At 72.7% G+C, this 12704-nt stretch carries 9 protein-coding genes; 6 read left to right on the top strand and 3 right to left on the bottom strand.

Annotated features, from left to right (window positions below):
* Positions 1-2 precede the first annotated feature (2 nt).
* Positions 3-3044, top strand: coding sequence for an alpha-mannosidase (locus tag DEI88_RS13760; RefSeq protein WP_111072556.1), 3042 nt, complete (start codon positions 3-5; stop codon positions 3042-3044).
* A gap of 72 nt (positions 3045-3116) precedes the next feature.
* Here the strand turns inward: DEI88_RS13760 and solA are convergent, their stop codons facing one another.
* Positions 3117-4334, bottom strand: a complete 1218-nt coding sequence (gene solA, locus DEI88_RS13755) for an N-methyl-L-tryptophan oxidase (RefSeq protein WP_111072555.1) — start codon at positions 4332-4334, stop codon at positions 3117-3119.
* 202 nt (positions 4335-4536) lie between these two features.
* Between solA and DEI88_RS13750 the strand changes: the two genes are divergently transcribed.
* The 4 genes from DEI88_RS13750 to DEI88_RS13735 all read left to right on the top strand — a co-directional run bounded on the left by DEI88_RS13750 (position 4537) and on the right by DEI88_RS13735 (position 9481).
* Positions 4537-6084, top strand: a complete 1548-nt coding sequence (locus DEI88_RS13750) for an ABC transporter permease (RefSeq protein WP_111072554.1) — start codon at positions 4537-4539, stop codon at positions 6082-6084.
* A gap of 161 nt (positions 6085-6245) precedes the next feature.
* Positions 6246-6920, top strand: coding sequence for an ABC transporter ATP-binding protein (locus DEI88_RS13745; protein ID WP_111036711.1), 675 nt, complete (start codon positions 6246-6248; stop codon positions 6918-6920).
* Positions 6921-7111: 191 nt separating this feature from the next.
* Positions 7112-7495 carry a DUF2267 domain-containing protein gene (locus DEI88_RS13740; protein WP_111036712.1) on the top strand — a complete coding sequence of 128 codons (384 nt, stop codon included), beginning with the start codon at positions 7112-7114 and terminating at the stop codon, positions 7493-7495.
* Positions 7496-7519: 24 nt separating this feature from the next.
* The gene (locus DEI88_RS13735; protein WP_111072553.1) at positions 7520-9481 is read left to right on the top strand and encodes a dipeptidyl-peptidase 5; all 1962 of its coding nucleotides are present in this window, start codon (positions 7520-7522) and stop codon (positions 9479-9481) included.
* Between the two features lie 74 nt (positions 9482-9555).
* Here DEI88_RS13735 and DEI88_RS13730 read toward each other — a convergent pair whose 3' ends face one another.
* On the bottom strand, positions 9556-10920 hold the full coding sequence (locus DEI88_RS13730; protein WP_111010456.1) for an MFS transporter: 1365 nt from the start codon (positions 10918-10920) through the stop codon (positions 9556-9558).
* A 146-nt stretch (positions 10921-11066) separates the two neighbouring features.
* On the opposite strand from DEI88_RS13730, the gene DEI88_RS13725 reads away from it, so the two are divergent.
* Positions 11067-11555, top strand: coding sequence for a hypothetical protein (locus DEI88_RS13725; RefSeq protein WP_146242888.1), 489 nt, complete (start codon positions 11067-11069; stop codon positions 11553-11555).
* A 31-nt stretch (positions 11556-11586) separates the two neighbouring features.
* Here the strand turns inward: DEI88_RS13725 and DEI88_RS13720 are convergent, their stop codons facing one another.
* Positions 11587-12537 (bottom strand): glycoside hydrolase family 16 protein, encoded by a 951-nt coding sequence (locus DEI88_RS13720; RefSeq protein WP_111072552.1) that lies wholly within the window; start codon positions 12535-12537, stop codon positions 11587-11589.
* Positions 12538-12704 lie beyond the last annotated feature (167 nt).

Here is a 12704-nt window from a genome sequence, read left to right as displayed (position 1 = left end):
TGATGCACGACGACATCCCCCTCACCATCGGCCGAGCGCGCCGGGTCCTCGACGAACGGATCCTGCCGGCCGTGCACGCGACGGCGGTCCCGCTGACGGTCGAGTGGAACGAGCTCCCCGGCGAGCCGATCACCCCCGCCGAGGGCCTCGCGCTCGCCTACCGGCCGTACGAGGTCGGGACGCCGTGGGGTGCCGCGTGGGGGACCACCTGGTTCCACGTGACCGGGACCGTGCCCGAGCAGTGGGCCGGACGTCGGGTCGAGGCGCGCATCGACCTCGGGTTCGACGTGAACATGCCGGGGTTCCAGTGCGAGGGCCTCGTCTACCGACCGGACGGCAGCCCGGTGAAGTCGATCAACCCGCGCAACCAGTGGGTCCTCGTCACCGAGCAGGCCGAGGGCGGCGAGCTCGTCGACCTGTACCTCGAGGGCGCGTCGAACCCCGTGCTGCTCGACTACCACCCCTTCCTCCCGACGCAGGAAGGGGACATCCAGACGTCGTCGTCACGGCGGTTGTACACGTCGCGCCGTGTGGACCTGACCGTGTTCGAGGCCGAGGTGCACGAGCTCGCCCTCGACATCGAGGTGCTGCTCGAGCTCCAGGCCGAACTGCCCCAGGGGCCGCGACGGATGCGGATCCTGCAGGCGCTCGACGACGCCCTCGACGCCCTCGACCTGCAGCACATCCCCGAGACCGCGCCCGACGCCCGAGCGGCGCTCGCCGACGTGCTCGCGTCCCCGGCCGAGGCCTCGGCCCACCGGATCTCCGCCGTCGGGCACGCCCACATCGACTCCGCATGGCTCTGGCCCGTGCGCGAGACGATCCGCAAGGTGGCGCGGACCACCTCGTCGATGACGGAGCTCATCGACCAGACCGACGACTTCGTCTACGGCATGTCGAGCGCCCAGCAGTACGCCTGGATCAAGGAGCACCGCCCCGAGGTGTACGCGCGCGTCAAGGAGGCCGTGGCAGCGGGTCGGTTCCTGCCCCTCGGCGGCATGTGGGTCGAGTCGGACACCGTGATGCCGACCGGCGAGTCGATCGTCCGGCAGTTCTCGCAGGGTCAGCGGTTCTTCGAGCGCGAGTTCGGGATCCGGCCGAAGGGCGTCTGGTTGCCGGACAGCTTCGGGTACTCGCCGGCCCTACCGCAGCTCATGCGTCGCGCCGGGTTCGAGTGGTTCTTCACGCAGAAGATCTCGTGGAACCAGGTGAACAAGTTCCCGCACCACACGTTCCTGTGGGAGGGCATCGACGGGTCCCGCGTGTTCTCGCACTTCCCGTCCATGGACACCTACAACTCGCAGCTGTCCGGCTCCGAGGTCGCGAAGGCGTCGCGGCAGTTCCGCGAGAACCGCCTGGCGTCCGGGTCGATCGCGCCCGTCGGGTGGGGCGACGGCGGTGGCGGGACCACGCGCGAGATGACCGGCAAGGCCGCGCGCCTGGCGGACCTCGAGGGCAGCGCGCAGGTCGCGTGGGAGCACCCGGACGCGTTCTTCGAGCGTGCCCGCGGCGAGCTCGCGAACCCGCCCGTGTGGGTCGGTGAGCTCTACCTCGAGCTGCACCGCGCGACCCTGACGTCGCAGCACGGGACCAAGCAGGGGAACCGCCGCGCGGAGCACCTGCTCATCGAGGCCGAGCTGTGGTGCGCCACCGCCGCGGCCCGCACCGGGTTCGCCTACCCGTACGACGAGCTCGACGCCCTGTGGCAGCAGGTGCTCCTGCAGCAGTTCCACGACATCCTGCCCGGCACGTCGATCGCCTGGGTGCACCGCGAGGCCGTCGAGCAGTACGCGCGCGTCGCCGACGCCCTCGTGGCGATCATCGCGCAGGCCGTCCGCGCGCTCGTCGGCGAGGGGGACACCCCCGTCCTGGTGAACCCCGCGCCGTTCGCCCGGGGCGGGGCGCCCGCGCTCGGGGCGGTCGTCGCGGCCTCCGTGCCGCAGGTCGCTCCCGTCACCACCACGGAGGACGGCGACGCCCACGTGCTCGAGAACGACCTCGTCCGCATCACGGTCTCCGCCGAGGGGCTCGTGACCTCCGCGGTCGACCTCGGGTCCGGGCGGGACGCGATCGCGCCCGGCCAGGCGGGGAACCTGCTGCAGCTCCACCAGGACTTCCCGAACATGTGGGACGCGTGGGACGTCGACCGCTACTACCGCAACCGGGTCGAGGACATCCGCGGGGTCGACGAGCTGACCGTGTCGACCGGTGCCGACGGCGTCGCCCGGATCGTCGTCCGCCGGTCGTTCTCGGAGTCGTCGATCGAGCAGACGCTGTCCCTGGCGCCGGGGTCACGCACGCTCGAGGTCGCCCAGGTCGTCGACTGGCACGAGACGGAGAAGTTCCTCAAGGTCGCGTTCCCGCTCGACGTCCGCGCGGAGCACACGATCGCCGAGACCCAGTTCGGCGCGAACAAGCGCGTCACCCACAGCAACACCTCGTGGGAGGCCGCGAAGTTCGAGACGTCGATGCACCGGTACGTGCTCGCGGAGGAGCCGGGCTTCGGCGTCGCGCTCGTCAACGACTCGATCCACGGGTACGACATGACCCGGGACGCCGTCGACGGGGACGTCACGACGACGCTCCGGCTGTCGCTGCTCCGTGCACCGCGGTTCCCCGACCCCGAGACGGACCAGGGCGTGCAGACGCACCGCTTCGGGCTCGTCGTCGGGACGTCGGTGGCCGGTGCGACCGAGGAGGGCGTGCTCCTCAACCTCGACGCCCGGACCGTGACGGGCGACCACGGGTTCGACCCGCTCGTGACGGTGTCCGACGACCTCGTGCTGTCGAGCGTCAAGCTCGCGGACGACCGCTCGGGCGACCTCGTCGTTCGGGTGTACGAGCCGGCGGGTCGTCGTGCCCGCGGGACCGTGACCGTCGCCGCCGCCGTCTCGGCCGTCACCGAGGTCACCCTGCTCGAGGAGGCGATCGTCGACGCGGCGACCACCGGCGCGTCGAGCACCGTCGCGGCGACCGACCCCGCGACGGTCGACCTCGCACTCGGCGGCTTCGAGGTCCGCACGCTGCGGTTCACGCTGGGCTGAGGTCGGTGTCGGGCGGCGCGGTCCGGGGCTGACGACCGCGCCGCCCGCGGGCGGCCACGTCGGGCGGCGCGGTCAACGGTCGATGGCCGCGCTCGCCCGGGCCGCAGCGCGATCGAGCGAGAGGAACCCGATGTCGTACCGCGGCCGGACCCCGAGCGCGAGGTCTGCGAGCACCTCGCCGAGCACCGGCACGAACTTGAACGCGTGCCCGGAGCAGCCGGTCGCGACGAAGCACGCCGGCGCCCCGGGGAGCGCGCCGAGGATGAAGTCCTCGTCGCTGCTCATCGTGTACATGCACGAGTACGCGTCGAGGTCCGCGCCCGCGGCCCCGGGCAGGAACCGCTCGAGGACACCGCGGAGTTCGGCGACCTCGTCGGGGCGGACCACGCGGTCGATCGTGTCCGGGGTCGTGTCCTCGCCACCGTCGTGCCGGCCGATCTTGACGCCCTGCCCGTCGTGGTCCGGGAACCCGTAGTACAGGTGCCCGTCGTGCTGGATGGAGAAGCCCGGCATGGCGTCGGCCCCGAGACCCCGGGGGTCCGTCGGCGCGAAGTGCGCGACCACCTTGCGGCGGGCCACGATCCGGAGGCCCGTCGCGGCGAGCAGCTCGGGCGCCCATGGTCCGGCCGCCACCACGACCCGGTCCGCGCGGTAGGCGGCGACGTCGGTGCGGACGAGCGGGTGCGCTCCGAACGCGATGTCGACGACGCGTTCCGCGCGGAACTCCGCGCCGTGCTCCTGGGCGAGTCGGTGGTGGGCGCGGACCGTCGCCTCGGGGTCGACGAATCCCGCTTCCCGCTCGAGGACGCCCTCCCAGCCGTCGGCGACGCGGAATGCCGGGAACCGATCACGGATCGCGGTCGCCGTGAGGTGCTCGACGGGGAGTCCGTGCGCGCGGGCCGCGGCGAGGGTGTCCGCCACGAGGGCCTCCCCCCTCGGAGCGACGGCGAGCACGCCGCTCTCGGTCAGCAGACGGGTGCCGGACGCCTGCTCGAGTTCGTGCCACAGCCTCCAGGCGGCGGTCGTGAGCGCGACGTACTCGGGGCCCTCGGCGTACGCCTGCCGCACCAGGCGCGACCGGCCGTGCGACGAACCGTCGCGGTGACCCGGGAGGCGCGGGTCGAGTCCGAGCACCGTCGCACCCCGTGCGGCGAGGTGGTACGCGGCGGCCGAGCCGATGCCTCCGAGCCCGACGACGACCGTGCCCGGGACGCGGACCTCGGCGTCCGTGGCGCCGGAGCCCCCGGTCGCCCCGCGCGACCGACCGGTGGAGGGATGACCGACGTCCATGCGGTGATCATCGCAGACGCATCATGCCGCAGATCTGCCAGCCGACCCCGTCGTTTCTCACCGACCTCACTGGGGCCTCATCGAGGTCACCCGGAAGGCCGAGAGGTGGCGGCGAGGACCCGTTCGTAGCGTCATCGCAGTCGGCCCCGCCGTGCGACCGCACGAGCCGGAGACCAGGAGCCGACCCTGGCGAGGAGACTCCATGTTCACGACGTACCTGAGGCGCGAGCTCACGAACCGCAAGAAGCAGACCGTGATCATCGCGATCGGGATGGCGTTGGCCATCGCACTCGTGATCATCGTGTCGTCGATCTCGAGCGGTGTGAAGGCAGCGCAGTCCAGCGTGCTCGAGTCGGTCTACGGCGTCGGCACCGACATCACCGTGACGAAGACGGCGACCGCGTCGTCGAGCAAACCACCGAGCTTCGACTTCGGCTCGGGGTCCGGCTCGTCGTCGGGCTCGAGCGGGAAGACGAACCTGTCACAGTCGACCCTCTCCGTACAGCGGGGTACCTCGACGATGGCCGCGAGCACGGTGACGAAGGTCGCGAACACCTCGGGCGTCGCTGCCGCCACGGGCGTGCTGCAGCTGACCGAGAACTCGTTCTCGGGCTCGGTCTCGTCCGGCTCGTCGTCGGGCACCTCCGGCTCGTCGTCCTCGGGCTCGTCGTCCTCCGGCACCGCGGGGTCCGGCACCTCGGGCTCGGGCCAGTCGACCGACGGCGGTCCCGCGGGCGGCTTCGGCGGTGGCAGCTTCAGCGTCGACCAGACCACCGTCGAGGGCATCGCGACGTCGAGCACCACGGTCGGCCCGCTGACGAGCGCCGAGGTGACGAAGGGTCGGGCGCTCAGGGCTTCGGACGCCGGGAAGGACGTCGTCGTGCTCGACACGACGTACGCGAAGACCGAGTCGAAGACCGTCGGCGACACCATCTCGATCGGCGACACGACGTTCACCGTGGTCGGCATCGTCGCGTCGACGAGCTCGTCCTCGAGCACCCCATCGGACATGTACATCCCGCTCGACACCGCACAGGAGCTGTCCGGTGAGACCGGCAAGGTCACCACGATCTACGTCTCGGCGACCTCGTCCTCGAACGTCAGCAGCATCAAGACCGCGCTCGAGAAGAAGCTCACCAAGGCGACCGTCTCCACCGAGGCCGACCTCGCATCGAGCGTGTCCGGGTCCCTCTCGACCGCGTCGAGCCTCGTGTCGAACCTCGGCACCTGGCTGTCGATCGTGGTCCTCGCCGCCGCGTTCCTCATCGCCATCCTGTTCACGATCTCCGGCGTGAGCCGCCGCACCCGCGAGTTCGGCACCCTGAAGGCCATCGGCTGGTCCAACGGCCGCATCACGCGGCAGGTCGCCGGGGAGTCGTTCGTCCAGGGCATCATCGGCGGCGTCGTCGGAGCCGTCGCGGGCCTGGTCGGCATCCTCGTCATCAACGTCATCGCCCCCACCATCTCCGCCAGCGCCTCCAGCAGCACCAGCGCGGGTGGCCCCGGCGGGGCAGGACCCGGCAGCGCGGCGACGGCGGCGGCCGGTTCCGGCGCCGCGAACGGTGCGGCGAGCGCAGCCGGTCGGGCTGCGTCCTCGGCGACGGAGGTGGTCCTCCACGCCCCCGTGACGGTCGAGATCATCGTGGTCGCGATCGGGCTGGCGATCACCGGCGGACTGCTGTCCGGGGTGTTCGGCGGGTGGCGGGCCTCCCGGCTGCGTCCGGCGGCGGCGCTGCGGAGCGTGGCCTGATGACCGACAGCCGCACCCTGCCCATCAGCACCACGACCGATGACACCACGGAAGCAGGCGCCCCGATGACCACCACGACCGACGACACCACGGAGGCAGGGGCACCGACCACCACGGCACCCCGTACGGTCGGCACCGCGTCGGCCCACCCCTCGGCAGCGATGTACCAGCTCACCGGGGTGACGAAGCGCTACGCGCAGAAGGGCAAGCAGGTCACGGCTCTCGCGGGCGTGGACCTCGTGATCCCGAGGGGGCAGCTCGTCGCGATCCAGGGTCCGACCGGCGGCGGCAAGTCGACGCTGCTGCAGATGCTCGGCGCGCTCGACCGACCGACCTCGGGCGCGGTCCGGCTCGGCGGCCACGACCTCTCGACCGCAGGGGGTGCCGCACTCACCGACATCCGCGCGACCGAGATCGGGTTCGTGTTCCAGTCGTTCAACCTGATCCCCACGCTCACCGCGCTCGAGAACGTCGAGACGGCGTTCGCCGGCTCGCTGGCGCGGGTCGGGAGGGACGAAGTGCACCGACGAGCAACTGCGGCACTGCAGGAGGTCGGCCTGGGTGAGCGGCTGTCCCACCTGCCGGCCGAGCTGTCGGGCGGACAGCAGCAGCGCGTCGCGATCGCCCGGGCACTGGTGAAGGACCCGAGCGTGCTCCTCGCCGACGAACCCACCGGGGCGCTCGACGAGGCCACGCGCGACGAGATCATGTCGCTCATCGAGCGGCAGTGGCGGGACCGCGGGCTCACCGTCGTGATCGTCACCCACGACTCGTGGGTCGCCCGGCGCGCCGAGCGCCGGCTCCGCATCGAGCAGGGGCAGGTGCGCGACATCTGACACGGACCGCTGGTGCCCCCGTCTCGGTAGGGAGGCGGGGGCATCGGCACGCCGTGGGCGAGGCCCGCGGGACGGCGCCCGGACCTGAACGACACCGCAGGCGTCCCGACGACACTGCAGGGCACAACGACACCGTGGACCGGACGTCGCCGTCCCCGGCGGCGTCGTCGGAGCGAGAACGGCAGGGACCGATGGACGCCGGAGAGTTCGTGGACCTCGTGGCACAGCGAGCCGACATCACCCACACCCGCACCCGGGCTCGGCCCATCACGGACGCGACGCTCCTGACGTTGGCCGAGCGGCTCAGCGGGGGCGAGGCCGCCGACCTCGCCGCGGAGCTGCCCGAGGAGCTCCGCACGCCGCTCCTCCGCGACGGTGAGGCGTCCGAGCGGTTCGGGGCCGACGAGTTCTGCCGACGCGTGGCCGAACGGGCGGGCGTCGACGCCGACACCGCGCTCGAGGGTGCGACCGTCGTGTTCGCCGTCCTGCACGAGGCCGTGTCGAAAGGCGTGTGGGACCACGTGACGACCCAGCTGCCGAAGGAGTACGTCGCGCTCTTCCACCTGAAGGTCTGACGTCCCGTCTGCCACGATGGGCGCATGCCCGCAACGACGCCGTACGGCTCCTGGACCTCCCCGATCTCCGCAGCGGACCTCACCACGAACGGCCACCCCGTGTCCGGCCCGCGCTGGGTGGGCGACGAGGTCTGGTGGCTCGAGCTCCGCCCGCAGGAGGACGGCCGCTCGGCGGTCCGACGCCGCGACGCGTCGGGCGCGGTGGTCGACGTCCTGCCCGCTCCGTGGAACGCCGCGAGCCGCGTGCACGAGTACGGCGGTGGTGCCTGGGCGGCCGACGACCGGGGTGTCCTGGTGTTCGTCGAGTTCACCGACCAGCGCCTGTACGTGCTGGAGCCGGGCGCCCCGGAGCCCCGACCGCTCACGCCACTCGGGATCGACGGCACGCACCACCGGTACGGGGACGTGAGCCTGCGCGGGGACGAGGTCGTGGCGGTGCGCGAGACCCACACCCCGAGCGCCACGAAGACCGGCGAGAACACGACCGACATCGTCCGTGACGTCGTCGCCGTGCCGGTCGACGGCTCCGCGGCGACCGATCCCGCGGCGGTCCGCAGCGTCGTCGGCGGATCCGACTTCCTCGCCGCCCCGCGGTGGTCGCCGGACGGCCGACACCTGGTCTGGATCGCCTGGGACCACCCGCGGATGCCGTGGGACGGCACCGAACTCCGCGTCGCACCCGTCGACGACGACGGCGTCGCCGGCACGTGGCGGACGCTGGCCGGGTCGCCCACGGAGTCGGTCCTCCAGCCCGAGTGGCTCGACGACGACACGCTCGTCGCGATCGCGGACCCGACCGGCTGGTGGAACCTCGAGCGCATCACGCTCGACGGCGTCCGGACACCGCTGCACCCGGACGCCGCCGAGTACGGGGGACCGCTCTGGAGGCTCGGCACCCGCTGGTACACGCTGCTGCCGGACGGCCGCCTGCTCGCCACCCGCACCTTCGGGTCCACCTCACTCGTCGTGCTCGACCCGAGCGGCCAGCGGGACCCCGAGCCGATCGAGACGCCGTGGACGAGCATGGCCGTGGGCGAGGCCCGGGACGGCCGCGTCCTCGTGACCTCCGGTGCGTCGACAGTCGGTGCCGGGGCCCGGGTCCTCGACCTCGCGACCGGGGCCGCCGAGGACGTCCGGCTCGACGCGGACGACCTGCCCGACGCCCGGTACCTGCCGGTGGCCGAGCGCCGGGAGTTCCCGGGCGAGCGGACGGTGCACGCGATCGTGTACCCGCCGCGGAACCCCGACCACGTCGCCCCGCAGGGCGAACTCCCCCCGTACGTCGCGGTCGTGCACGGCGGTCCGACCTCGCAGGCGGTGGCCGCGCTCGACATGCGCATCGCGTACTGGACGAGCCGCGGGATCGGGGTGGTCGACATCGACTACGGCGGGTCGACCGGGTACGGCCGCGCCTACCGCGAGGCCCTGCGGGGCCAGTGGGGCGTCGTCGACGTCGAGGACACGATCGCCGCGGTGCGGGGTCTCGGGGAGGCCGGGCTCGCCGATCCGGCACGCCTCGCGATCCGCGGCGGCTCGGCCGGCGGCTGGACGGTCCTGTCCGCACTCACCCGGTCCGACGTGTTCGCCGCCGGGGTCTCGTACTTCGGGGTCGCGGAGCTCGAGCGGTTCGCGCAGGACACCCACGACTTCGAGTCGCGCTACCTCGACGGGCTCATCGGGCCCCTGCCGGAGGCCGCGGCGCTGTACCGCGAGCGCGCCCCCCTGCACGCCGTCGACCAGCTCCGCACGCCCGTGCTCCTGCTCCAGGGCCTCGACGACCGGGTCGTGCCGCCGTCGCAGGCCGAGCTGTTCCGTGACGCCATGCGGGAGCGGGGCATCCCGCACGCCTACGTCACCTACGCGGGCGAGGGGCACGGGTTCCGGAAGGCCGCGACCATCATCGACGCGACGGAGAAGGAGCTCGCGTTCTACGGGCAGATCCTGGGGTTCGCGACGCCGGGCGTCCCCGCGCTGCCGCTCGACTGATCGCGGGCGCGCGACGGGCGCCCGCGGGCGTGGTCGGGATGAGTGTGACCAGCCCGCGCCGTCCCTCCAGGCCGTCAGCCCACGCGCTCCGGGAGCCGCCCCTGCAGCGCGCGGGCGTTGAACTCGCCCGTGCTCGTGTCGTGCAGGCCACGCCCCGTCGTCTCCGGTGCCATGACCTGCGAGACGATCGCGCCGACCACGCAGATCGCCGCGGCGATGAGCATGCACGGTCCGATGCCGAGCGTCGTGATGCCCACCGGGAGCAGGAAGGTCCCCGCGGCGGCGCCGACGCGGCTGCACGCGGCGGTGAAGCCCACACCGGTCGAGCGGACCTCGGTCGGGAACACCTCGATGGGGTAGACGGCGGTGAGGTTGCCCTGCAGCGCGTTCATGAACGAGAACACGGCGAAGCACACGACGACGACCGCACCCGGCGCGCTGCCCCAGAAGCCGACCACGGCCAGGGCGACCGCCATGATCCAGAACGGCGGGATGAGCTGCGGGCGACGGCCGATCCGCTCGATGGTGAGCATCCCGACGAGCGCCCCGACGGCGGCCATGCCGTTGACGGTGATGGTGCCGGCCGTCTCGTTGTGCAGCGCGAGCGACTTGAGCACGGTCGGTGCGAACGTGAAGATCGCGAAGTAGGGGGCGACGTTGCAGGCCCAGAACACGGCGATGAAGGTCACGCGCTTCCGGTTCCCCGGCGCGAACAGGGCGCGGTAGCCGCCGGCCTTCTGCTCCTCGGAGCCGTAGTCCTCTTGCTCGTAGTACGCGCCGCCGCCGAGGCGCTGGTCGATCACCGCGCGGGCCTCCTGCTCCCGACCACGGTGCAGCAGCCACCGCGGGGACTCCGGGAAACCGATGCGGACGATGACGGTGACGATCGCCGGGAGGATGCTCGTCGCGAGCACCCACCGCCAGTTGAGGTGCCCGAGGTCGACGAGCGCGTACCCGACCACGACCGCGGCGAGGTACCCGGCGTACCAACACACGAGCAGCCCGGACAGGCGCCGTCCCCGGCTCTTCGCGGGGGCGAACTCGGCCAGCATCGCTGCGCCGATCGAGTACTCGGCGCCGATCGCGATCCCGAGCGCGATGCGGACGGCGAGGAGCTGCCAGGCGTCGGTCACGAATGCCTGCAGCAGGCCGAGGACGACGAACGCGATGATGTCGACCGTGAACACGGTCTTCCGTCCGAACCGGTCGGTCAGGAGGCCCGTCAGCGGCGCCCCGACGAAGATGCCGATGAGGGACGACGCACCGATGAGGCCCGCCTCCAGGGCGTTCACGTGGAGGGCCGTCGAGATGAGCGGCAGGACGACGCTGATGAGGCCGAGGTCGAAACCGTCCAGGCCCTCGCCCCAGGCGCAGGCGAACGTCATGCGCGCGAGGAATCCCTTCCGACGCTGCTCCGGGGTCCGTGTGGTGGTGCTCATGATCGCTCCTCGTCCGCCGGTCGGAGCACTCCCGCCCGGTACCCAGCGCATCGTACGGAGTGGTCGACCATCGGGTTCTCAGGTTCCGCCATGGGCCTCCGAGGTGTGGGATGGGGGCACCTGGACGTCCGACCGAGGAGGAGCCGATGCCCCGACGCCGCGGACCGCGAGCCGATTTGGCCGCCGCGCGCGACGACCTCTCGCCGGTGCTGCTCGACGGGGACGCGGGAGAGGTCGTCGCAGCGCTCGAGGCGTTCGCACATCGGATCGAGCTGCCGATCATCCGCCCGGACCGCCGTGACGAGCTGCCGGACGACGTGCGCTGCCCGGTTGCCGTCCTCGCCGTGCGGAACAGCGGGCGGCGTTCGTCGCTCCGCCGCGCCATCGACGTCCTCCGCGCGGTCGAGGCGCACCTGACGCCCGACGCCGTCGTCGTCGCGGTGTCGACGAGCAGCGCGGCGCGTTCGGCGCCCGCGCGGCTGCAGCGGCAGCTGTCGGCCGAGATCCTCTACCAGGTGCGTGCGGCCGTATCGCCCGCGGCGCCGCGGTCGGGGCGGTCGTTCCGCCTCCGGCTCGGACTGTCGGCGCTCGGCGCCGTGGGCGTCCAGGTGTTCCGCATCGCGCTGTCGGGCTGACCCCGCCGCGGCTCGTCCGCCGGCTCGGTCGTCACCGTGCCGGCGCGTACCGGACCCAGTCGACGACCATCTGAGCCGTCCGCGGCGTGCTCGCTGTCGGGTGCGGCACCGACCCGCCGATCGCGAGGCTGAGGATGAGGTCGAACTGTCCGTCGAACACCCACTTCAGGGCGCTGGGGGCGGTCGCCTCGGTGATGTCCGTGCCGACGACACCGTCCACGCTGATGACGACGTGCCCCGGCGACCGGGTGACCGAGTACGTGTGGAACCCCTTGCTCATCGCCTGGGTGTGCATGAGGATCCCGCCGGCCTGCACGTTGTGGTCCGGGTCGTCCTCGCCCGGGCCGTGCAGGAAGTGCGAGGTGCGGTGCGTGTCGATCGGGGCCTCGACGACGTCGATCTCGCCGCACTCCGGCCAGCCGACCGTGTCGACGTCGGAGCCGAGCATCCAGAACGCCGGCACGAGCGACCCGCCCTGCGGGACCTGGATCCGCGCGGAGACCGTGCCGTACCCGAAGGACGCCTTGCCGTGGGTCGTCAGCCGGGCGGAGGTGTACGGGGGACCGCCGTCGGGGCCGATGTCCGCCGTGATGACGAGGTGGCCGTGGCCGTCGAGCACCCCGTTCGACGCCGTGTAGGTCTGCAGCTCGTGGTTGCCCCATCCGCCCGCGCCGGTCTGGGCGCTCCAGTGGGCCGGGTCCGGAGCGGCACCCGCCGGTCCGTCGAACTCGTCGAACGACCCGGGCGTGGGGACGGCCTCGTCCTGGGACGGCGCGGGCTCCCCGGCCGCCGTCGCGGTGGCCGTGCTGGCGGCGGTGGACGAGCGGGCGTCGAACGTCGGGAGGGACTGCGCGCCACTCCGCGCGGGCGCGCACGCCGCGAGCACGAGCGCGAGGGACAGTGCGACGCCGACGGCGAGCGCCGGCCGGCGGGTGCGTCGGTGGTACGCGTGCGTTCGGGTCCGGTCGGCGCGCTCGGGCACGCCGTGGTCCCAGGGCGTTCGGGGCGCCCTGTCGTTCGAGTCCACGGAGACTCCAGGTCAGATGGCGGGTCGGGATCTGCGCGGCGGGTACAGCGCGACGGCCCAGCCGTTCGGGTCCTGTGAGGCTACCGCCGCCCCCGGTCGGCCCGACACCCCGCGGACGGGGG

Origin of the sequence: Curtobacterium sp. MCBD17_003 (assembly GCF_003234885.2) — a bacterium.
In the GTDB taxonomy this organism is placed as follows: Bacteria; Actinomycetota; Actinomycetes; order Actinomycetales; family Microbacteriaceae; genus Curtobacterium.
This window is presented reverse-complemented; position numbering and strand designations above follow the sequence as displayed.